Annotated in this window: 19 protein-coding genes; 7 read left to right on the forward strand and 12 right to left on the reverse strand. The window is 66.3% G+C overall.

What is annotated here, in order from left to right; all coding sequences use genetic code 11:
- Position 1: 1 nt before the first annotated feature.
- The 3 genes from pgaB to pgaD are packed head-to-tail and all read left to right on the forward strand — an operon-like array spanning position 2 to position 3,613.
- Positions 2-1,888: a poly-beta-1,6-N-acetyl-D-glucosamine N-deacetylase PgaB gene (gene pgaB, locus ACZK2G_RS14955; RefSeq protein ID WP_478473734.1), complete on the forward strand. Its 1,887-nt coding sequence runs from the start codon at positions 2-4 to the stop codon at positions 1,886-1,888.
- Positions 1,889-1,895: 7 nt separating this feature from the next.
- Complete coding sequence (gene pgaC / locus ACZK2G_RS14960; protein ID WP_202909479.1) at positions 1,896-3,146, forward strand: poly-beta-1,6-N-acetyl-D-glucosamine synthase; 1,251 nt, start codon at positions 1,896-1,898, stop codon at positions 3,144-3,146.
- Positions 3,143-3,613, forward strand: coding sequence for a poly-beta-1,6-N-acetyl-D-glucosamine biosynthesis protein PgaD (gene pgaD / locus ACZK2G_RS14965; RefSeq protein WP_046986142.1), 471 nt, complete (start codon positions 3,143-3,145; stop codon positions 3,611-3,613). The genes pgaC and pgaD overlap by 4 nt, the downstream gene beginning before the upstream one ends.
- A 79-nt stretch (positions 3,614-3,692) precedes the next feature.
- On the opposite strand, the gene ACZK2G_RS14970 is transcribed toward pgaD, so the two are convergent.
- The 11 genes from ACZK2G_RS14970 to ACZK2G_RS15020 all read right to left on the reverse strand — a co-directional run bounded on the left by ACZK2G_RS14970 (position 3,693) and on the right by ACZK2G_RS15020 (position 15,041).
- Positions 3,693-4,964: a glutamate-5-semialdehyde dehydrogenase gene (locus ACZK2G_RS14970; protein ID WP_046986143.1), complete on the reverse strand. Its 1,272-nt coding sequence runs from the start codon at positions 4,962-4,964 to the stop codon at positions 3,693-3,695.
- Positions 4,961-6,118: a glutamate 5-kinase gene (proB, locus tag ACZK2G_RS14975; protein WP_478473736.1), complete on the reverse strand. Its 1,158-nt coding sequence runs from the start codon at positions 6,116-6,118 to the stop codon at positions 4,961-4,963. The genes ACZK2G_RS14970 and proB overlap by 4 nt, the downstream gene beginning before the upstream one ends.
- 10 nt (positions 6,119-6,128) lie before the next feature.
- Positions 6,129-6,392, reverse strand: coding sequence for a YciI family protein (locus ACZK2G_RS14980; protein WP_478473737.1), 264 nt, complete (start codon positions 6,390-6,392; stop codon positions 6,129-6,131).
- A complete protein-coding gene (gene argH / locus ACZK2G_RS14985) occupies positions 6,392-7,687 on the reverse strand; it encodes an argininosuccinate lyase (RefSeq protein ID WP_337302636.1) in 1,296 nt (431 codons plus the stop codon). The genes ACZK2G_RS14980 and argH overlap by 1 nt, the downstream gene beginning before the upstream one ends.
- Before the next feature lie 20 nt (positions 7,688-7,707).
- Entirely contained in the window at positions 7,708-8,661 is a 954-nt protein-coding gene (argC, locus tag ACZK2G_RS14990; protein WP_046986147.1) for an N-acetyl-gamma-glutamyl-phosphate reductase, read from the reverse strand.
- On the reverse strand, positions 8,658-9,257 hold the full coding sequence (locus tag ACZK2G_RS14995) for a GNAT family N-acetyltransferase (RefSeq protein ID WP_046986148.1): 600 nt from the start codon (positions 9,255-9,257) through the stop codon (positions 8,658-8,660). The genes argC and ACZK2G_RS14995 overlap by 4 nt, the downstream gene beginning before the upstream one ends.
- A gap of 5 nt (positions 9,258-9,262) precedes the next feature.
- Positions 9,263-10,591: an acetylglutamate kinase gene (locus ACZK2G_RS15000; RefSeq protein ID WP_046986149.1), complete on the reverse strand. Its 1,329-nt coding sequence runs from the start codon at positions 10,589-10,591 to the stop codon at positions 9,263-9,265.
- Between the two features lie 75 nt (positions 10,592-10,666).
- Positions 10,667-11,755 carry an acetylornithine deacetylase gene (locus tag ACZK2G_RS15005; RefSeq protein WP_046986150.1) on the reverse strand — a complete coding sequence of 363 codons (1,089 nt, stop codon included), beginning with the start codon at positions 11,753-11,755 and terminating at the stop codon, positions 10,667-10,669.
- 125 nt (positions 11,756-11,880) lie between these two features.
- Positions 11,881-13,074, reverse strand: a complete 1,194-nt coding sequence (locus ACZK2G_RS15010) for an argininosuccinate synthase (RefSeq protein ID WP_478473739.1) — start codon at positions 13,072-13,074, stop codon at positions 11,881-11,883.
- 67 nt (positions 13,075-13,141) lie between these two features.
- Complete coding sequence (locus ACZK2G_RS15015) at positions 13,142-14,152, reverse strand: N-acetylornithine carbamoyltransferase (RefSeq protein WP_005410369.1); 1,011 nt, start codon at positions 14,150-14,152, stop codon at positions 13,142-13,144.
- A 319-nt stretch (positions 14,153-14,471) separates the two neighbouring features.
- Entirely contained in the window at positions 14,472-15,041 is a 570-nt protein-coding gene (locus ACZK2G_RS15020) for a glycine zipper 2TM domain-containing protein (protein WP_046986152.1), read from the reverse strand.
- A 188-nt stretch (positions 15,042-15,229) separates the two neighbouring features.
- Between ACZK2G_RS15020 and cysS the strand changes: the two genes are divergently transcribed.
- Genes cysS through ACZK2G_RS15035 form a run of 3 tightly spaced genes read left to right on the forward strand, consistent with a single transcriptional unit; the run spans position 15,230 to position 18,358 of the window.
- Entirely contained in the window at positions 15,230-16,606 is a 1,377-nt protein-coding gene (cysS, locus tag ACZK2G_RS15025) for a cysteine--tRNA ligase (protein WP_478473740.1), read from the forward strand.
- 55 nt (positions 16,607-16,661) lie between these two features.
- Entirely contained in the window at positions 16,662-17,114 is a 453-nt protein-coding gene (locus tag ACZK2G_RS15030) for a SufE family protein (RefSeq protein ID WP_006378633.1), read from the forward strand.
- The gene (locus ACZK2G_RS15035; RefSeq protein ID WP_046986154.1) at positions 17,111-18,358 is read left to right on the forward strand and encodes an MFS transporter; all 1,248 of its coding nucleotides are present in this window, start codon (positions 17,111-17,113) and stop codon (positions 18,356-18,358) included. Before ACZK2G_RS15030 ends, ACZK2G_RS15035 begins: the two co-directional genes overlap by 4 nt.
- Positions 18,359-18,986: 628 nt before the next feature.
- On the opposite strand, the gene dksA is transcribed toward ACZK2G_RS15035, so the two are convergent.
- On the reverse strand, positions 18,987-20,204 hold the full coding sequence (gene dksA, locus ACZK2G_RS15040; RefSeq protein WP_136639856.1) for an RNA polymerase-binding protein DksA: 1,218 nt from the start codon (positions 20,202-20,204) through the stop codon (positions 18,987-18,989).
- Between the two features lie 272 nt (positions 20,205-20,476).
- Here dksA and yidD point away from each other — a divergent pair, with 272 nt between their 5' ends.
- Complete coding sequence (yidD, locus tag ACZK2G_RS15045; protein ID WP_005414016.1) at positions 20,477-20,731, forward strand: membrane protein insertion efficiency factor YidD; 255 nt, start codon at positions 20,477-20,479, stop codon at positions 20,729-20,731.

Raw genomic sequence — 20,731 nt, forward strand, 5'->3', positions numbered from 1 at the left:
CATGACCCACATCCTGCGACTGATCGTGCTCCTGCTGCTGGCCGCCGCGACACCGGCCCCTGCGCAGCAGGCCGTGCATCTCGACGCGGCCGACAACGGCCTGCTGATCCTCAGCTATCACGATATCCGCGACCAGGTCGCGGCCAAGGGCGACGCAGATACCTACGCGGTAAGCACGCAGAACTTCGCTGCCCACCTGGACTGGCTGGGTGCGCATGGCTACCACCCGGTGTCGTTGTCGCAGGTGATCGACGCCTCGCAGGGACGCGCGACACTGCCACCGAAGCCGGTGCTGCTGACCTTCGATGACGGCCTGCGCAGTGTCTACGACAAGGCCTTCCCGCTGCTGCAGGCCTATCGCTATCCGGCGCTGGTGGCGGTGATCACCGACTACGTGGACATGGCGCCGGGTCGTACCATCGACTACGGCTACCGCCCGTTCGGTCGCGAGGACTTCATCACCTGGGCACAGCTGAAGCAGATGCACGACAGCGGCCTGATCGAAGTGGCCAGCCATACCGACGACCTGCACCATGGCGTGATCGCCAACCCTCAGGGCAACTCCACGCCAGCGGTGGTCACCCGTGTCTATACGCCCGCGACCCACAGCTACGAGAGCGAAGCACAGTACGAACAGCGCCTGCGTGCCGACCTCAGCCGCAGCGCACAGCGCATAGAGCAGCATCTGGGGGTCCGCCCGCGCGCCATCGTCTGGCCTTACGCCGCGTACAACCAGCTGAGCAACGATATCGCCGAGCAGCTGGGAATGCCGGTCTCGTTCGATCTGGAAGGCCGCAGCACGCCAGTGGCCAGTGACCTGCACGGGTTGGCGCGCTTCCTGGTCAGCGACAACCCGACCGTGGAGGGACTGGCCTACGAACTGCGCCGCGACGTGGCACTCGATGGCGTCCGCGCCCTGCAGATCGACCTGGATGCCGTCTATGACCGTGACCCTGCCCAGCAGGCGCGCAACCTGGATGCACTGATCGAGCGGGTCAAGCGGATCGCGCCGACCCACGTCTACTTGCAGGCCTTTGCCGACCCTGATGGCAACAACACCGCCGATGCCGTGTACTTCCCCAACCGCCACATGCCGATGCGCGCTGACCTGTTCAGCAGGGTCGCGTGGCAGCTGAAGTCGCGTGCTGGAGTGAAGGTGTACGCCTGGTTGCCGGTGCTCGGTTTCGAACTGCCGGATCCGGCGCAGCGACAGGCACTGGCGATCCGCAGTGGAGATGCCGATGGCATGTACCGGTTGGACTTCACCAACCCCAAAGCACGCCAGATCATGCTGGATATCTACGAGGATCTGGCGGTCAATTCCTATTTCGAAGGGTTGCTGTTCCATGACGATGGCTACCTGCGGGATACCGAGCTGCCCACACTGGCTGCAGGCCACGATGGCAGCGGGCGTACACAGGCATTGATCGACTTCACTCTCGCCCTGCGCGACCGCGCACAGCGCTGGCGGCCGAAGCTCGCAACGGTGCGCAACCTGTACGCCGAGCCGGTGCTGCGCCCGCAGAGTGAGGCCTGGTTCGCCCAGCGCCTTGACCTGTTCAACAAGGCCTACGACCAGACTGCACTGATGGCGATGCCGTGGATGGAGGGCAGCAAGCACCCGGAGCGATGGCTGGACCAGCTGCTGGCCGAGGTGCGCAGGCATGACCCGCAGCTGCAGCACACGTTGTTCGAACTGCAGACCGTTGACTGGCGTAGCGTCCAGCCGATTCCAGCTGATCGCCTGCGCGCGCAGATCCGCCAGCTGCAGGCACAGGGCGTGCACCACTTTGCCTGGTACCCCGATGATTTCATCGCTGGCCAGCCCTCCACCCACGATGCCCGTGCGGCTATGTCCGCCGGCAACTTCCCGTATCCGGAGAAGTGACGTGGACATGCATCCGTTGTTGCAGATCCTGTTCCAGTTCGCCTTCTACTATCCGATGGTGATGGCGTTCTTCTGGATGTCCGGTGGGCTTTACTACTACTTCCGGCGCGAACGGCATTCGCCGCCGCGTAATGATCCACCGTTGATGGTTGATCCACCGTTCGCCAGCCTGCTGATTCCCTGCCACAACGAATCGGAGAACCTGGACGACACGCTCGGAGCGGCACTGGCACAGCGCTATCCGGCCGACTACGAGGTGATCGCCATCGACGATGGCAGCAGCGACGACACCGGTGCCCGCCTGGACGCGCTGGCCGCGAAGCACCCGCGGCTGCGCGTGCTGCACCTGGACCGCAATCTGGGCAAGGCCAACGCGCTGCGCATGGGCGCGTTGGCGGCACGTTCGGAGTATCTGGTGTGCATTGACGGCGATGCGATGCTGGAGGAGCACGCGCTGCACTGGATGATCTGGCACCTGGTCAGCGGCAACCGGGTCGGCGCGGTCACCGGCAACCCGCGCATCCGCAACCGCTCCACCCTGCTGGGCCGGCTGCAGGTGGCTGAGTTTTCCTCGATCATCGGCATGATCAAGCGCGCGCAGCGCGTGTACGGACGCATCTTCACCATCTCGGGAGTGATCGCCGGCTTCCGCCGCACTGCCCTGCACCAGGTCGGGTGGTGGTCGGATGACATGGTCACCGAAGACATCGACATCAGCTGGCGGCTGCAGCGCGCGCACTGGGACATCCGCTACGAGCCCAACGCGCTGTGCTTCATCCTGATGCCGGAAACGCTGAAGGGGCTGTGGCGGCAGCGCCTGCGCTGGGCTCAGGGCGGCGTGGAAGTGATGCTGCGCCACGCACGCTCGCTGCTGCACTGGAAGGAACGGCGCATGTGGGGCGTACTGCTGGAATACGTGCTGAGCGTGATCTGGGCCTACACCATGCTGTTCATCGTGGTGTTGTGGGCGTTGGGCAAGTTCATCGAACTGCCCCACCAGCTGTATATCGCCAGCCTGCTGCCCCAGTGGCATGGCGTGATCCTGGCGTTGGTCTGCCTGCTGCAGTTCGCCAGCAGCCTGATCATCGACCGTCGATACGAAACACAGATAGGACGCAACTACTTCTGGGTCATCTGGTACCCGATGGCGTACTGGCTGATCAGCCTTTCCACCACCCTGGTGGCGCTTCCGAAGACCCTGCTGCGCCGTCGCAGCAAGCGTGCCACCTGGACCAGTCCTGACCGGGGTATCCGATGAACACACACCACTCTTCCAACCGCTTCGATTCACGGATGATCCGCAAGCCGCACCGCCAGCCGCGGTTCCAGCGCACTGCCTGGGGGTTCGTCACCCTGGCGTTCTGGGGCTTCTACTTCTACCTGTGGGCTCCTCTGGTCACTCTGGTGTCGTGGCTGGCCGGCGGCCGGCTGGCTTGGCGGCAGCTGTACGAGCGACAGAACCAGTTCGATCCGTATGTGCTGGTGGCGCTGCCGCTGATGCTGCTGTGCGCCAGCGTGCTGCTGATTGGCTGGGCCGAGTACAACCGCGCGCGCTTCCGTGGCCACGAGCGGCGCCTGCCGCGGCCACCGGCCAGTCTCAACGAGGTCGCCGCTGACCTGGGTGCCAGCACCGGCCTGGCCGAACGCCTGCTGGGCTGCAAGGCCGCCACGCTGCACATGGACGATCACGCGCGGCCGATCGGCATCCGCCGGGAAGTGGTGTGAACCTGCGCTTCGCCGGGCATGGCCCGGCGCTACCCGATGTGCGGCGGTAGCGCCGGGCCATGCCCGGCGTCCGTTGCGCTCAGGTGCGGGTCTGCCCTTCGCCACGCACCACGAAACGCTCGACGGTGAGCGCTTCCAGGCCCATCGGGCCGTAGGCATGCAGGCGCGTGGTGGAGATGCCGATCTCGCTGCCGAGGCCGAGCTGGCCGCCATCGGAGAAGCGCGAAGAGGCATTGACCATCACCACCGCAGAGCGCAACGCGTTGACGAAACGCTCGGCGTTGCCCGCGTCCTCGGTGGCGATTACTTCGGTATGGTCGGAACTATAAGCACGGATGTGCGCGATGGCCGCATCGAGGTCGTCGACCACGCGTACCGCCAGCACCAGGTCAAGGAACTCGGCGGCGTAGTCGTCTTCGGTGGCCAACGTGCTGCCCGGCAGCAGCGGCTGCGCCAGCGCATCGGCGCGCAGCTGCACGCCTCGCTCGCCAAGCGCTTGTGCCACGCGCGGCAGGAAGGTATCGGCCACGACACGATGCACCAGCAGGGTCTCCAGCGAGTTGCAGGCTGCCGGACGGCTGCACTTGCCGTCCACCAGCAGGTCGATGGCTTTGCCCAGATCGGCGCTGGCATCCACGAACAGATGGCACACGCCCTTGTAATGCTTGATCACCGGCACCCGCGCATGCTCGGCAACGAAGCGGATCAGGCCTTCACCGCCGCGCGGAATGGCCAGGTCGATCAGCTCATGCAGCTGCAGCAGTTCCAGCATCGCTTCGCGACGCAGGTCGGTCAGCACGGTCACCGCCGCCGGAGGCACGCCATTGGCGGTCAATGCACCAGCCAGTGCCTGGGCGATGGCGGTGTTGGAATGGATCGCTTCGGAGCCGCCACGCAGGACCACGCCGTTGCCGGCCTTCAGGCACAGCGCCGCGGCTTCGGCGGTCACGTTCGGACGTGCTTCGTAGATCATCGCGATCACGCCCAGCGGCACGCGCACCTTCTGCACACGGATGCCGTTCGGGCGCACGTCGTCGCGGGTGACCTGGCCGACCGGATCGGGAAGCGCAGCGACCTCACGCACGGCTTCGGCCATCGCGAACAGGCGTGCCGGGTCCAGCGCCAGGCGGTCGAGCATGGCACTGCCAACGCCCTTGTCGCGCGCGGCGGCGAGGTCACGTGCATTACCGGCCAGGATCAGCCCGGCATTCACTTCCAGCGCCTGTGCCATCGCCAGCAGCAGCGTGCGGCGGGCCGCACTGTCGAGGCCGGCAACGATCTGGGCAGCGTCACGGCAGGCACGCGCCTGCGCTTCGATTTCGCTCATCGGAGTGTCCTTCAAACCGGTCATGGCAGCACCAGATCATCGCGATGGACGACACTGCCACCGTAGTTGTAGCCCAGCACGGCCTCGATGTCGCGCGAATGGCGACCGGCGATCCGGCGCACATCATCGGCGGCGTACTGGCTGACACCGCGGGCGATGCAGACACGGCCCTGCGACGAGGTCCAGCACACCTGCACCATGTCGCCACGGCGGAAGCTGCCTTCTGCACCGGTGATGCCACCGGGCAGCAGCGAAGCGCCTTTCTCACGCATGGCCTGGGCCGCGCCCGCATCGACGATGATCGCGCCCTCGGCCAGCGGCGCATGCCGCAGCCAGTGCTTGCGTGCGGCCTCACGGCTGCGCGCGGCGTGGATGCGAGTGCCGAACAGGCGGTCCTGCGCCAGTGCGCGTACCACCTCACTGCTGCGGCCATTGAACAGATAGGTCTCGATGCCGAGGCGGCCGGCCTTGGCCGCCGCTTCCAGCTTGGTGCGCATTCCACCAGTGCCGGCGCGCGAACCGGCGCCGCCGGCCATCGCCAGCACGGCATCGTCCAGCTCGAGCACGTCATGCATCGGTCGTGCGTCGGCCACGGTGCGCGGGTCGGCGCTGTACAGACCATCGATGTCGGTGGCGATGAACAGCGCATCGGCATTCACCAGCGCCGCCACCGTTGCGGCCAGGTTGTCGTTGTCGCCGAGCTTGAGTTCATCCACCGATACCGTGTCGTTCTCGTTGACCACCGGCAACGCGCCCAGCCGCAGCAGCTCGGTGAGCGTGGCGCGCGCATTGAGGTAGCGACGACGGTTGCGCAGGTCGTCGTGGGTCAGCAACACCTGCGCCACCGGGCGTTCGAAGAAGCGCTGCCAGAGCCCGATCAGCTGGGCCTGTCCGAGCGCGGCCAGCGCCTGACGCGCCGCCATCGCCGCACCGGGCTCGTCGGCCCGGGGAAGAATCGCGCGGCCAGCGGCAACCGCGCCCGAGGACACGATCACCACCTCGCGTCCGGCCAGTACGTTGGCGGAGACGAACTGGGCCAGGCCCAGCGCGTGGCGTGGCGACAGGCCACCGCCATCGGCGGCCAGCAGGCTGCTGCCAACCTTCAGCACCGCGCGCCGCCACGGTGGCAGCACCTGTTCCGGGAACGGCGAGGCGACGTGGGTGGCGTGCAGGGTCATCAGGTGCGCCTCAGCGGGTATTCCATTCGTGCACGGTCAGGTCGGAGGCCTGCATCGTCACCAGCGGGTCGGTGGCGACGATGGCCTGCGCCTGCGCCAGGTTCTCCACGTTGCACAGCACATAGGCGCCGCCGCTGCCGTCGGCGAAACCGCCGGTCAGCTGCAGCCTGCCCTGCGCACGCAACGCGTCGAGGAAGTCCAGATGCGGCTGCACCGCTGCGGCGTTGAAGCCGGGCCGGCGCATGGCCAGCACCAGGTACACGGTAGCGGCCATCAGGACAGCGCCTGCCAGCGCGCACGCAGTTCGTCCAGGCGCAGGTCGGCTGCCGAACCCGGCGATACGCGCGCGGCCAGGCTGCCTTCCGGGGTACGTCCCTGCCCTGCACTGTCCGCACCGGCCGCAGCAGCCTTGTAGGCCTCGCGGAACGGCACGCCCGCCACCGCGGCTTCCACCGCAACGTCGGTGGCATACATGCCCGAATCGATCGCCGCGCGCAGCCTGTCATCGCGCCACTCCAGGTTGGCCAGCAGCGCCGGCAGCAGTTCCAGCGCGGCGAGGCCGCGCCCGAAGCCGTGGAAGATGGCGCCCTTGGACGACTGCAGGTCGCGGTGGTAGCCCGACGGCAGCGACAGCAGCTGCTCGATTTCGGTACGGGCAGCGGCGACGCTGGCATGGGTCGCCCGCATCAGCTCGATCACGTCCGGATTGCGCTTGTTGGGCATGATCGAACTGCCGGTGGTGTACTGCGCCGGCAACGCGACGAAACCGAATTCGGCGCTGGTGAACAGCGACAGGTCCCAGGCAATGCGGCGCAGGTCCAGGGTGGCACCGCCCAGCGCTTCCAGTGCAGCCAGTTCGAACTTTCCACGCGACAGCTGCGCGTAGATCGGCGAAATCTGCATGCGCGCAAAGCCGAGCGCGGCGGTGGTGTGCTCGCGATCCAGCGGCAGGTTCACGCCGTAACCGGCGGCGGTGCCAAGCGGATTGGCATCGACCAGTGCATGGGTATCGCGGGCACGCACGGCGTTGTCGATGAAGGCCTCGGCCCAACCGCCCCACCACATGCCGGCCGAGGACACCACGGCGCGCTGGATGTGGGTGTAACCGGGAATCGGCAGGTCCTTTTCCGCGTGTGCACGATCCAGCGCGACTTTGGCCACCTCGGCACTGAGCTGAGCGACGCGCTGCAGCTTCTCCTTCAGCCACAGGCGGGTGGCGACCAGGATCTGGTCGTTGCGGCTGCGTCCGGTGTGGATCTTGCGGCCAGCATCGCCAAGGCGCTCGGTCAACCGTGCCTCGATCGCCGAATGGCCATCTTCATACTGCGTATCCAGCACGAAACGGCCTTCGCGGAAGTCCTGCGCCAGCACGTCGAGCTCGCGCAGCAGGCCAGCCAGCTCATCGGCGCTGAGGATGCCGATGTGCTGCAGGCCCTGTGCGTGCGCGGCGCTGGCCGCGATGTCGTGCAGGAAGAACTCGCGGTCGAGGATGACGTCGTCACCGGCGAGGAAGGTCTGGATCTGGGCGTCGACGGCGACGCCGGGCTTCTGCCAAAGAAGGTCTGCCATGGGGGCTCCGGAAGGCGTGTTCAGTGCGGGATCGACGTCAGTTCGTCGATGCCCAGCGCGAGATTGAGGTTCTGCATGGCCTGGCTGGCCGCACCCTTGAGCAGGTTGTCCAGGGTCGCCACCACCACCACCCGCTTGCCGCCCGGGGCCAGGGTGAAGCCACCGACCTGGGCACCGTGGCGACCAGCGATGCGGCTGACCCACGGCGCCTCATCCACGACCTCGATCAGCGGTTCGCCAGCATAGGCCTGCTGGAAGCGCTCGACGATCTGATCGCGGGTCTGCACGCGGTTCAGCCACAGGTTGGCAGTCAGGGTGATGCCACGGAAATGCGGGGCCACGTGCGGCATGAACTCGACCGCCACGCCCATCTGCACCGACACCTCGCGCTCATGCACATGGTTGGTCAGTGCATATGGCATCAGGTTGTCGGCCAGCAGCTCGACATTGTTCTTGTCCGACGGCGTGGTGCCGGCACCGGAGTAACCGGACACACCGAAACACTGCGGCGGGCCGGCCAGCAGGTCCAGCAGCGGGTGGATAGCCAGCTGCATCGCGGTGGCATAGCAGCCCGGATTGCTGATGTGCTTCTGGCCGTTGTAGCGACCGCGGGTCAGCTCCGGGAGGCCGTAGTACCACGCATTGTCGAAGCGGTAGTCGGCCGACAGATCGACGATGACGGTGTCCGGCTTCGCCGCGTCCAGCGCGGCCACGAACGGTGCGGCCAGGCCGTTGGGCAGGGCCAGGATCACCGCGTCCACCCCCTTGGCGGCCACCGCGTCGGCATCCAGGTTCTCGTACTGCAGTTCGCCCCGGAACTCGGGATGATGGTCAGCCAGGCGCTGGCCCGCGCGTTCGCGCGAGGACACGAACGCCAGCTGCAGCTGCGGGTGCGCAGCCACCAGCTTGATCAGCTCGGCGCCGGTATGGCCACGGGCACCGACAATGCCCAGGGTGAAAGTCGAATCGTTCATGCGTGGCTGTCCAGGCGGTACTGCAGATGGCGTTTCACGCCCTGCCATTCCGCATCGATGATGGAGAAGATGACGGTGTCGCGCGGCGTACCATCGGCATGCCGCTTGTGGTTGCGCAGCACGCCATCCTGCTTGGCACCCAGGCGCGCGATCGCGGTACGCGAGGCAAAGTTGAACCAGCTGGTCTCGAATACCACGCTCAGGCATTCCAGCCGCTCGAACGCATGGCTCAGCAGCATCAGCTTGGTCTCGGTATTGACCCCGGTGCGCTGCGCAGACTCGCCATACCAGGTGTAACCGATGCTCAGGCGCGGCACGTCCGCTTGCAGATCGTAGTAGCGGGTGGTGCCGACAATCTGGTCGTTGGCATCGAACACCACGAACGGCAGCACCTTGCCTTCGGCCTGCGCCTGCAGCGCGGCCTGCACATAGCCGGTCATGGTCTTCGCATCGGGCACCTGGGTGTACCAGAGCCTGGACAGCGCCCCATCGCCGAGCGCGCCGCGCAGGCCATCGATATGCCCCATCTGCAGCGGCTCCAGCCGCGCATGGGTGCCCGCCAGGCTAGGGACCTTGGTCCAATCAGCATGGTTCATCGTGCTCAGCCCTCCAGGCTCGGTGCACGAACGCCGCAATGGTCGACATAGGTCCTGATACGGTCGATGCCATCAGCACCGTACCAGAACACCTTCCAATGGCCCTGCTTGTAGCAGCCATCGGATTCGGCGTAGTAGAAATGGTTGATCGGGTTGCCGTTGCGCGAACGCCAGAACAGCTGCGGCGTCTCCTCGCGCATCACGTTCCAGACCGCGCGACCCAGGCCTTCACCCTGTGCATCATCAAGCACCGCGAACTTGTCCAGGTACACGCCCTCGGCCTCGTCAGTAAGGATCACCGCCGTGCGGTAGTTCTCGCTGACGTAGGCGCGCAGCAGCGTGGTCTTCTGGAAGTAGTCCGGCACAAGGGTACGGCCGAAGCTCGATTCGATCAGCTGCTTCAGGCGCGGCAGGTCCAGCTGCTCCCACGCGGTGGCGCGCAGCACCTTCTCACCCTTGCGCACCAGCGTGCCCGAGCCCTTGTGAGTGAACAGCTCCTTGGCCAGGTCGGCCGGGCGGGTGATCGACACCGACGATTCCAGCGGCAGGCGGTCGAGCAGATCCTTGATCTGTTCGATCTTCACCTTCATGCCACCGTGGATCCACGGCTGCGCGATCAGATGGTCGTACTCGGTGGACAGGTTGATCGAATCGATCACGCTGCCCTGCTCGTCCAGCAGGCCGCCGGTGCCGGTCAGGAAGATGATCTTGTACGGCTGCAGCTCCTGCACCAGCTCGTTGGCAGCGAAATCGGCGTTGACGTTGAGGATCTGCCCGCCGGCGGTCTCACCCAGGCTGGTGATGACCGGAATCGAGCCAGCGCGCAGGCTGGCCTCGATCGGCGCCAGGTTGACCTTCTTCACCTCGCCGACCAGGCCGTAGGTGTCCACGTCCAGATACTCGGCTTCGAACACGCCACCGGTGATCGAGGTCGCACGCGCACCGTTCTGCTGCAGTGCTTCGACCAGACGCAGGTTGGACTGCTGGAACACCCGGCGCACGATCGCCAGCGCTTCCGGCGAGGTCACGCGCAGTCCGTTGACGGTCTGTTTCTCAATGCCGGCTGCGGACAGCTCGGCATCCAGCTGCGGGCCGGCGCCGTGCAGCACGATCGGGGTCAGGCCGACTTCCTGCAGGAACGACAGCGACGAGGTCAGCGCGTCAAGGTCGTCGCGCAGGACGGCACCGCCGACCTTGACCACGGCGAAGCGCTTGGCATCCAGCTGCGAGAAGCGCTTGAGGTACTGGCTGATCTCCTTCGCGCTGGCCATGCTGGAAAGCAGGCGCACGATGGTCTGGCGGGTCTGGCGGTGGGGCTGGAGGGCAGGAGACATTTCGGTTTCGTCACAGGCGGCGGTCGCCGCGTTGCAGTTCCACCGTGCCGGAGCACGGCGGCGTTGTGGGGTCGATCAGGCGCCGGCAGCAATGATGCGGTGCACGGCGTCGGTGTAGCGCTGCAGCTGGTCCAGCGTTACGAACTCATCGGCGGTATGGGCCTGGGCGATGTCACCCGGGCCGAACACCAGCGTGGTGTAGCCACCGGCCGAGAACAGCGAGGCTTCGGTCCAGAAGTCCACCGCGTTGCCGATCGGCAGCTCCAGTGCGTCGGCCACGTCGCGCGCCAACAGGCGGCGGTTCTCGGCTTCGGCGATGTCACCGGCCGGCAGGCTGGGACCACGGAAGGTTTCGGTGAACAGTGCCGCTTCCGGTTCGGCGAAACCGGCAAAGGTCGCCAGCAGGCCATCAATGTCCATCGACGGCAGCGGGCGGAAGCCGAACCGCACTTCAGCGGCCGGGGCAATCATGTTGGCCTTGATCCCGCCCTCTACGCGGCCGATGTTGAAACGCAGGCCGGTGAGGCCGCCGAAGCGCGCCGAGGCCAGCGATTCCACATGGTCCAGCGCACGGTTGCCCCAGCGCATGGCCTGATGCAGTGCGCTGGCGGCCGCATCCTGCTTGCCCGAGGCATGCCCGGCGCGACCGGCGAACTGCATCAGCACCGAGCTGATGCCCCGGTGCGCCAGTACGGCTTCGCTCATGGTCGGCTCGGCCACCAGCACTGCTTCATACGGAATGCCACGGGCCAGAAACGCGGCGATGCAGCGCGGATCGTTGGCTTCCTCGTCGCTGGAGAACAGGAATGCAGCGTCTCCGTCGCTGGCATTGGCCGCGGCCACCAGTGCAGCGGCGGCGCCCTTGATGTCACACACGCCGAGGCCGACCACGCGGTCGTCCAGGCGGCGCATCACGTGCGGGTCGGCACTCCAGTGCGGCGAGTCCGGCACGGTATCCAGGTGCACGTTGAACAGGTACTTCGGCGTACCGCGCACCGCATACAGGCTGACCGCACCGGCGCCATGGTCGATCACCTCGACGTTGAACCCGGGCAGGTTCGCACGCAGGTAATCGAAGATGCCACCGGTGGTGATCGCACGCGGCGGGTTGCGGGTGTCGAAGGACACCAGGGCCTGCAGATGCGAGATCGTCTGTTCAAGCATGAATCAAAGATCCTTCAGTACAACGTGTACCGGCTGGAGGAGAGCCCCCTTGATGCTCAAGGGGGCGCGCCAACGGCGCGGGGATTAGGTGGAATGCGCGGGAGACGCGCGCGCAATTCAATCGCTCAGCGATTGACTTGCGCGTATAGCGTCGAGCTCATGCCGAACAGCTTGATGAAACCTTCGGCTTCCTCCACGCCCCAGTCGGCCGACTGCGCATAGGTGGCGCCCTTGGTGTTGAGCAGGTGCGGCGACTTCACCGCTACCGCATCGACGCGGCCACCACGGGTTTCCAGCACCACTTCGCCGTTGACCTTGGCCTGCGAGGACTTCAGGAAGGCTTCGATGTCGGTCTTCAGCGGGTCGTGGTAGAAGCCTTCGTACACCAGCTCCACCCATTTGCGCGCCACGTCCGGCTTGAAGCGGTTCTGCTGCTTGGTCAGCACCGCATCTTCCAGCGCGCGGTGTGCGGCCAGCAGCGAGACCAGGCCTGGTGCCTCGAACACGATGCGGCCCTTCAGGCCGATCACGGTGTCGCCGGTGTACACGCCACGGCCAACGCCGTACGGGGCGAACAGCTTGTTGAGCTGGGCCAGGATCTGGTCACCCGCCAGCGCCTTGCCGTTCAGTTCGACGGCTTCGCCCTCGACGAACTTCAGGGTCACGGTCAACGCCTGTTCCGGCCACTCGCTGCGCGGTGCGCACCAGCCACGCGCACCCTCGCCCGGGGCTTCCCAACGGTCGATCTCGCCGCCGGACATGGTCAGGCCCAGCAGGTTCTCGTTGATGGTGTAGGCCTGCTGCTTGGCGCGCACGCCGAAGCCGCGCTCTTCCAGGTACTTCTGCTCGTAGGCGCGGGTATGGGTGTGTTCCTTCTGGATCTCGCGGATCGGCGCGATGATCTGGTAATCGCCCAGCGCCTTCACGGCCAGGTCGAAGCGGACCTGGTCGTTGCCCATGCCGGTGCAGCCGTGGGCGATGATGTTGGTGCCCAGTTCGGCCGCACGCTTCAGCGCTGCATCGACGATCAGGTAACGGTCCGAGACCAGCAGCGGGTACTGGCCCTGATAGCCTTCGCCGGCCCACACGAACGGCTTGACGAAGCCTTCCCAGATGGCCGGGCCACCGTTGACGGTCTGGTGACTGGCCACGCCCAGCTCGGCGGCGCGCTTCTCGATGAAATCGCGCTCTTCATCATCCACGCCGCCGGTATCGGCGAACACGGTGTGCACGTTGTAGCCGCGCTCCTGCAGATACGGCACGCAGAAGCTGGTATCCAGGCCGCCGGAGAAGGCGAGAACGACGTCTTTGTTGCTCATGGGGGTAATGTCCAATCAGGTGGGTAGCGCCGGGCCATGCCCGGCGGATTGTTTCAATGCTTGGGAATCAGCGCCCGGCAACGGCCGCCATGATCGCCTTCTGCACGTGCAGTCGGTTCTCGGCTTCGTTGATGGCGATGCACTGCGGCGAATCCATCACCGCATCGGTGGCCTTGACGTTGCGGCGCAACGGCAGGCAGTGGCTGAACACACCGTTGTTGGTCAGCGCCATCTTCCGCTCGTCCACGATGAAGTGCTTGAACTGGTCGCGGATCGGCTTTTCCGGTTCCCAGTTGCCGAAGAACGGCAGCGCGCCCCAGCTCTTGGCGTAGACCACGTCGGCACCGGCGTAGGCGCTGTCGATGTCATGGCTGATCTTCAGAGAACCGCCGCTCTCGGCCACGTTCTGCTCGGCCCAGCCCATGTAGCGGTCGTCGAGGATGTAGTCGGCGGTCGGGCACAGCAGGGTCACGTCCATGCCCATGCGGGTGGCGATGGTCAGCGCCGAGTTCGCCACCGCGGTGTTCAGCGGCTTGGGGTGGTAGGTCCAGGTCAGCACGTACTTCTTGCCGCGCAGGTCCTGGGTGCCGAAGTGCTCCTGCAGCGCCATCACGTGGGCCAGTTCCTGGCACGGGTGGGTGATGGTCTCCATGTTGATGACCGGCACCGGCGAATACTTTGCGAAGCTGTTGAGGACGATGTCCTGGCGGTCGTAGGCCCAGTCGATGAACTTGGGGAACGCACGCACGGCGATGATGTCGCAGTAACGGCCCAGCACCTTGGCCACTTCGGCGATGTGCTCTTCGGTATCACCGTCCATCACCGTGCCGAGGTTGAACTCGATCGGCCACGCATCCTTGCCCGGCTGCAGCACCACGGCGTGGGCGCCGAGCTGGAACGCGCCCAGTTCGAAGCTGGTGCGGGTGCGCATGGACGGGTTGAAGAACACCAGCGCGATCGACTTGCCCTTGAGCTGGTCGCCGAGCTTGTTGCGCTTGAACAGCGCGGCCTGGGTCAGCAGCGCGTCGAGATCGCTGCGGCTCCAGTCCTGGGTGTTCAGGAAGTGCTTGGGGGACATCATCTTTCCTTGCGTGGCGGCGCCGAAGGTCGACGCGGTGGAAGGGAAACCAGGAACCAAAGGTGGTACGAAAAGGTTGCAGTTGCAGCTTTCATGACGCGGAAACGAAAAAACCCAGCCGGTGGGCTGGGTTTTTTTCGGACGAACAGCAAAAAGCTCCGGTTACCCAGCGAGGATGTGGGGTTCCGGTCGACGCGCACGCGAGGTCATGCCCGACGCCTGTCGGGCTGCGCTGCTGTCGTGCTGGAAGTCGGTGAGCTTCATGGCCGGGCATCTTTGCATGCGGCCGGGACCGGCGCAAGGGGCGTGGGTCGCGGAATCAGGGATTGCTGGCAGTGTTCTGTTCGGGACCGACCCATGGGGTGATCGAGACCCGGACCTTGAGCCGGTTGCCGGGGTCTTCCGGCAGCCGCGAGCGGTACTTGGTGCCCTTGTAGACGTAGTCCACGTCATAGGCGATCGGCCGGCGGAATTCACGCCCGACCGGCACGATGCGGCAGTCACGGGTCAGCATCGGCCCGTTGTTGGCCGGCGCCGGGGCCGGCGCGGGCGTCTCGGCGGCGGTCTCCTCGGCCCCCTCTTCATCGCTGCGCTTGAACATCGAGCGCACCGAGTCCCAGAAGCGGCTGATCCGGCCCTTGTCCTCGACCGGCTCCTCACCGGTGACGTTGACCGGGGCCAGGGTGCGGGTCGAGATCGGCTCGCAATGCTCCTCGGTGCGGGTCGCGCGCAGGGTCTGGAATACCGGCTCGACGTTCAGTACCTGGGCGTAGTCGAACTTCACGTTCTCTACGATCACCACCCGGTTGCGGGGCTCGGCCTCCTGGGCCAGGACCACGGCAGGCAGCGCCGACAGGCAGGCCAGGGTCAGCAACGCGGTGGTTTTCATTGGCGAGGAGTGCAGGGACACGGCAATAGTGTAGGCAGTGGTGACCGCAAGGGGCTGAACATTACCCGTCCGCGCCGCTCCTGCCCACCCCACCATGGGTGGGCTTCAGGTCCACCGGTGGCAGCGCGTCGCCCCAAAGCGCCCCGACACGTTCTAAAATCACAGGCTTGTCCCCCAGACACAGCCCCATGACCCTGCGCCTGCACAACAACCTGACTCGCCAGCTCGAACCGTTCACCCCGCTCGACCCGGCCTGTCCGACCCTGTATGTGTGCGGCCCGACGGTCTACAACTACGTGCACATCGGCAACGCCCGTGGCCCGGTGGTGTTCGGGGTATTGGCCGACCTGCTGCGGCGGCGCTTCGGCGGCCTGCGCTACGCGCGCAACATCACCGACGTGGACGACAAGATCAACAACGCCGCGCGCGAACAGGGGGTGCCGATCAGCACCATCACCGACCGTTTCGCCGCCGCCTACCGTGAAGACATGGCCGCGCTGGGCGTGGCACCGCCGGACATCGAGCCGGAAGTGACCGCGCACATCCCGCAGATCATCACCATGATCGGGCAGCTGATCGCCAGCGGCCACGCTTACCCGGCCGAGGGCCACGTGCTGTTCGCGGTCAGCAGCTTCGAGGGCTATGGCAAGCTCTCGCGCCGCGATCCGGAGGAAATGCTGGCCGGTGCCCGCGTCGATGTTGCCCCGTACAAGCGCGACCCGGGTGATTTCGTGCTGTGGAAGCCGTCCAGCGACGACCTGCCCGGCTGGGAATCGCCGTGGGGCCGTGGCCGTCCGGGCTGGCACATCGAATGCTCGGCAATGGCCGCCGCTCATCTGGGCGAGACCATCGACATCCATGCCGGTGGCGTCGACCTGCAGTTCCCGCACCACGAGAACGAACTGGCGCAGAGCGAATGCGCGCACGGAGGCAGGATCTTCGCCCGCTTCTGGCTGCACAACGGCATGCTCAACTTCGGCGGCGCCAAGATGAGCAAGTCGCTGGGCAACATCGAGCGCGTGCATGACCTGGTACGCCAGCACCCGCCGGAAGCGCTGCGCCTGGCGCTGCTGTCGGCCCATTACCGGCAGCCGCTGGACTGGTCCGACGCGCTGATCGAGCAGTCGGTGCGCACCCTGGACCGCCTGTATGGCACCCTGCGCGAGCTGGCCTTGATCGAGGCGACCACGCTGATCCCGGCCTCGATCGAGGCCACGCTGGACGACGATCTGAACACCCCGCAGGCGCTGGCCGAAGTGGCCCGCATCGCTGCCGACGCGCGTCGCGCAACTGACCCTGCCGAGCAAGCGCGCCTGAAGGGCGAACTGCTCGGCGCCGGCCTGGCGCTGGGCCTGCTGCAGGCCGACCCGGCGCAGTGGTTCGGCACCGCCGCCGGCGATGATGGCGACGACGCCCGCATCCAGGGCCTGATCGACGCGCGCGCCGCCGCCAAGCAGGCGCGCGACTTCGCCCGTTCCGATGCCATCCGCGACCAGCTGGCCACCGAAGGCATCGTGCTGGAAGACACCCCGCAGGGCGTGCGCTGGTCGCGCAAGCGCGGCTGACCTGCCCTGCCCCGTGGCCGGTGCGCCGGCCACGCCCCCCACTGTAGAGACCGCTGTGACCGACTCCCCGTTCCCGCTTGAACCCACCGCCGCCGAGGCCCAGGCCGCCATCGCCGAGGAATTCGGCTTCTTCGGTGACTGGTCCGAGCGCTACCAGTACCTGATCGACCTCGGCCGCAAGCTGCCGGTGTTTCCGGAAGAATGGAAAACCGAAGAGCACCGCCTGCTCGGCTGCCAGTCGATGGTCTGGATCGTGCCGGAAGGCAACACGCAGTCGCTGCGCTTCCACGCCATCAGTGATTCGGCCATCGTCTCCGGCCTGATCTTCCTGGCACTGCGCGTGTACTCCGGGCGCTCGGCGCAGGAGATCCTCGACACCGAGCCCAGCTACATCCAGGACATCGGCCTGGCCCGCCATCTGTCGCCCACCCGCAGCAACGGCGTGGCGGCGATGCTGGCCTTCATCCGCGAGACCGCGCAGGCCCAGCTGCAGCGCGAGCCCTCGTGAGCGAGCCTGCCACAGCCGAAGACACCGCCCTGGGCCTGCTGTCCCGACCCGGTTTCGCCAGGCTGCTGGCCTACCGCATCTTCGCAATGCTGTCCTACCAGGTGGTCGCGGTCACCGTCGGCTGGCATATCTACGAAGTCACCCGCAATCCATTCTCGCTGGGCCTGATCGGCCTGGCCGAGGTGTTGCCGTTCTTCTGCGTGGCGCCGTTCGCCGGCTACCTGGTCGACCACCTGCCGCGCCGCCGGCTGGGCATGGTCGCCTGTTCCGGGCTGATCGCCACCGCGCTGGTGCTGACCAGCGTGGCGATGGGATGGCTGCCGGTTGACGGTGTGTGGCCGATCTACGCCGCCATTGCGCTGACCGGCATGGTGCGTGCCTTCCTGTCGCCGATCTACAACGCCCTGTTCGCCCGCGTACTGGCCCGTGACCAGTTCGCCCGTGGCGCCGGCCTCGGTGCGGTGGTGTTCCAGGCGGGCATGATCGCCGGCCCGGCACTGGGTGGCGTACTGGTCGGCTTCGCTGGCAAGGGCCTGTCCTATGCGGTGGCCACCGTGTTCGCGGCAGTCGCGATGGGCTGCCTGGCCACGCTGAAGGTGGAAGAGCCCGTGCATTCCGGCCCGGCTGCGCCGATCTTCAAGAGCATCGCCGAAGGTGCACGCTTCGTGGTCGGCAACCGGATCATGGTCGGGGCGATGGCGCTGGACATGTTCTCGGTGCTGCTGGGTGGCGTGGTGGCGATGCTGCCGGCGTTCCTGCACGAGATCCTGCACCACGGTCCGGAAGGCCTTGGCATCCTGCGCGCGATGCCGGCGCTGGGTTCTGTGTGTGTCGGCCTGTGGCTGGCGCGCCACCCGCTGCACCGCAATGCCGGGCGCGTCCTGCTGTTCGCGGTGGCCGGCTTCGGCCTGTGCGTGATCAGCTTCGGGCTGTCGCAGCACTTCTGGCTGTCGGCGCTGATCCTGTTGTTCTACGGGGCCTTCGACGGCGTCTCGGTGGTGATCCGATCGACCATCCTGCAGCTGGCCACGCCGGAAGAGATGCGCGGACGGGTGTCGTCGATCAACGGCATTTTCATCAGTTCCTCCAACGAGCTCGGCGCGTTCTATGCCGGCACGATGGCCAAACTGCTGGGGCTGGTACCGGCGGTAGTGCTGGGCGGCTTCGCGGTGCTGAGTGTGGCCGGGATCACGGCGTGGAAGAACCCGACGCTGCGGAAATTGAATCTTCGCGACCTGCAATAAGTGGATTTCCGCGCGCCCACGCGCCCGTAGCGCCGGGCCATGCCCGGCGGGCTCTTTCCGCGACCGCGGTGGGGTGTCACTTTTCTTTTCGCGCGAAAAGAAAAGTAACCAAAAGAAACGCGCCGCCATCCGCGAGCCGGCGCTGCGCGCCGGTGCCCTGTGCTCCTCGGCGAATCAGGGGACGGCGCGGAACTCGCTTCGCTCAGACACCCGCGCCTCTTCGCCCCTGATTCCCCTGCGGTGCTTGGCACGCTACAAGGCGGACCCAACAGCCGCGAGCGCACGCATGACCGCTTCTGGTAGAGCCAAGCCATGCTTGGCTGCTTTTGCTTTTGCTTTTGCTCTTCCTTTCCCTCCGGCTTCGGCCAGAGCCGGGCATGGGCTCGGCTTTACAGCAACCGCGCACGCAGGAAACCGTCGAGAGCCTGCGGGTGGGTCCGGGCAGGACCGTCTGCGGCATGGATGCCGCGGCCGAGCTTACAGGGATGTACTTGCAGCGTGTCCTGCCCGGACCCACCCGCAGGCCCCCCCCCGTACCCGGAAGGCGCCGTTCTACCCAGCCAACCACCACCCAACAAAAAACCCGGCCGAGGCCGGGTTTTTCGCATGACCATACAACGACCGGGAATCAGTCGCCCTGCTGCTTCTGCAGGTGCTCCCAACGCTCCTGGGCGTCGATGGTGCGCTCGGCGGTGAGGCGCGCTTCCAGGCGCTCCAGGCCGATTTCTTCACCGGTGTCCACGCAGTAACCGTAGTCGCCCGCTTCCAGGCGCTTCAGGGTGCTGTCGATCTTGCCGATCAGCTTGCGGTAGCGGTCACGGGTACGCAGTTCCAGCGAGTTCTCGGTCTCGCGGGTCGCACGCTCGGCTTCGTCGCCGATGTCACGCACTTCCTCGCGCAGGTTCTCGATGGTCTGCTTGGACTCTTCCACCAGGTCCGCACGCCAGTTCTGCAGGCGCTGGCGGAAGTATTCCTGCTGCAGCGGGCTCATGTATTCCTCTTCCGAGGACGGCTTGTAGCCAGCCGGCAGGATCGGGCGGCCAGTGGCCTCATCGGTCTTGTATTCGACCACCTTGTACTTGCTGCGCGGGGCCGGCGCGGCCGAGCGGGCGGCGACGGCCACGGCGACCTTGCCGACAGGACGCGGCACGGTCTTCGGGGCGGAATCGGATTTCACGGCGGTTTTGGCAGGCGATTTCGAAACGGGCACGGGATTCTTGGATTGCGGGGCGGTCGATGCTGCAGGAGCGGCGGCCGGGGCCGGCTTGGGAGCCGGTTGGGCTGCTGCCACTGCCGCGGTCTTGGCCGGGACAGACTTGGCCGGAGCCGGCTTCGCAGCTGGCTTCGGTGCGGACTTCACAACGGGGGCCGGGGTCGGCTTTACGGCCGGCGCGGCGACATTCTTGGCAACTTTCTTTACAGCAGCAGGCTTGGCCGCAGCGACTTTCTTCGCTACAGGCTTGGCGACCGGCTTGGCCGCAGCCTTCTTCACCACCGCCTTCGGCGCTGGCTTGGCTGCTGCCTTCTTCGCCACCGGCTTGGCGGCGGCCTTCTTCACCGGTGCAGCCTTGCTGACGGCTTTCTTCACCACCGGCGCCTTCCTGCCGGCAGCGGCAGGCTTGGCCTTGGCAGGCGCAGCGGCCTTCTTCGCCACCGGCTTGGTTGCCTTCACCGGCGCTTTCTTTGCGGTGGCCTTCCTGGCCGCCGGTTGCGAGGACGCTGCCTTGGTCACCGGCTTGCTGGCCGGTTTCTTGGCAACGGGCTTTGCCGCCAACTTCTTCACAACAGGCTTGGCGGTTTTCTTGGCGGCCGTTACGGCCTTCTTTGCAGTTTTTTTAGCAGCCACGAAACGCTCTTCCTTGGATTCCCCGGGGCCCGGGAAAGCGGGCCTTTATAGCCTACCCGACCCGCAGCAGCAACCTCGGTGGCCCACTCCATTCAGTCCAGGAGACAACGGGCCCAAGGTGCGGTCCGACCAACACGGACCGCCCTGCGCGGTACGGAACCTGTCCGGCACCTGGAGGGTGCCGCGAGCGGTCGCAGGCCATTGGCGACATGCGACCAACGGCCCATCCTGCACAAATGCGGCCTTCATGCCAACTGGCATAAGATGACTGGGTGATCTCGCGCCTGCTCATCGCCCTGCTGCGCTTCTACAAGCGCTTCATCAGCCCCCTGCTTGGGCCGCGCTGCCGTTTCGTACCCAGTTGCTCTGAATACGCGATGGAAGCGATCTCGCGCCATGGCCCGCTGCGCGGCAGCTGGCTGGCGGCGCGACGGCTGGGCCGCTGCCATCCGTTCCACCCAGGCGGCTTCGACCCAGTGCCCGAATCTCCCAACGCCCCCTCTTGCCGTTGCACAGGAAAACACTGA

Source organism: Stenotrophomonas sp. 107298_Sma, assembly GCF_056480345.1.

Excerpts from the sequence above, each read along its gene's own strand:
- pgaB (WP_478473734.1), top strand. The coding sequence starts at position 2 with ATGACCCACATCCTGCGACTGATCGTGCTCCTGCTGCTGGCCGCCGCG.
- pgaC (WP_202909479.1), top strand. The coding sequence starts at position 1,896 with ATGCATCCGTTGTTGCAGATCCTGTTCCAGTTCGCCTTCTACTATCCG.
- pgaD (WP_046986142.1), top strand. The coding sequence starts at position 3,143 with ATGAACACACACCACTCTTCCAACCGCTTCGATTCACGGATGATCCGC.
- ACZK2G_RS14970 (WP_046986143.1), bottom strand. The coding sequence starts at position 4,964 with ATGACCGGTTTGAAGGACACTCCGATGAGCGAAATCGAAGCGCAGGCG.
- proB (WP_478473736.1), bottom strand. The coding sequence starts at position 6,118 with ATGACCCTGCACGCCACCCACGTCGCCTCGCCGTTCCCGGAACAGGTG.
- ACZK2G_RS14980 (WP_478473737.1), bottom strand. The coding sequence starts at position 6,392 with ATGGCCGCTACCGTGTACCTGGTGCTGGCCATGCGCCGGCCCGGCTTC.
- argH (WP_337302636.1), bottom strand. The coding sequence starts at position 7,687 with ATGGCAGACCTTCTTTGGCAGAAGCCCGGCGTCGCCGTCGACGCCCAG.
- argC (WP_046986147.1), bottom strand. The coding sequence starts at position 8,661 with ATGAACGATTCGACTTTCACCCTGGGCATTGTCGGTGCCCGTGGCCAT.
- ACZK2G_RS14995 (WP_046986148.1), bottom strand. The coding sequence starts at position 9,257 with ATGAACCATGCTGATTGGACCAAGGTCCCTAGCCTGGCGGGCACCCAT.
- ACZK2G_RS15000 (WP_046986149.1), bottom strand. The coding sequence starts at position 10,591 with ATGTCTCCTGCCCTCCAGCCCCACCGCCAGACCCGCCAGACCATCGTG.
- ACZK2G_RS15005 (WP_046986150.1), bottom strand. The coding sequence starts at position 11,755 with ATGCTTGAACAGACGATCTCGCATCTGCAGGCCCTGGTGTCCTTCGAC.
- ACZK2G_RS15010 (WP_478473739.1), bottom strand. The coding sequence starts at position 13,074 with ATGAGCAACAAAGACGTCGTTCTCGCCTTCTCCGGCGGCCTGGATACC.
- ACZK2G_RS15015 (WP_005410369.1), bottom strand. The coding sequence starts at position 14,152 with ATGTCCCCCAAGCACTTCCTGAACACCCAGGACTGGAGCCGCAGCGAT.
- ACZK2G_RS15020 (WP_046986152.1), bottom strand. The coding sequence starts at position 15,041 with ATGAAAACCACCGCGTTGCTGACCCTGGCCTGCCTGTCGGCGCTGCCT.
- cysS (WP_478473740.1), top strand. The coding sequence starts at position 15,230 with ATGACCCTGCGCCTGCACAACAACCTGACTCGCCAGCTCGAACCGTTC.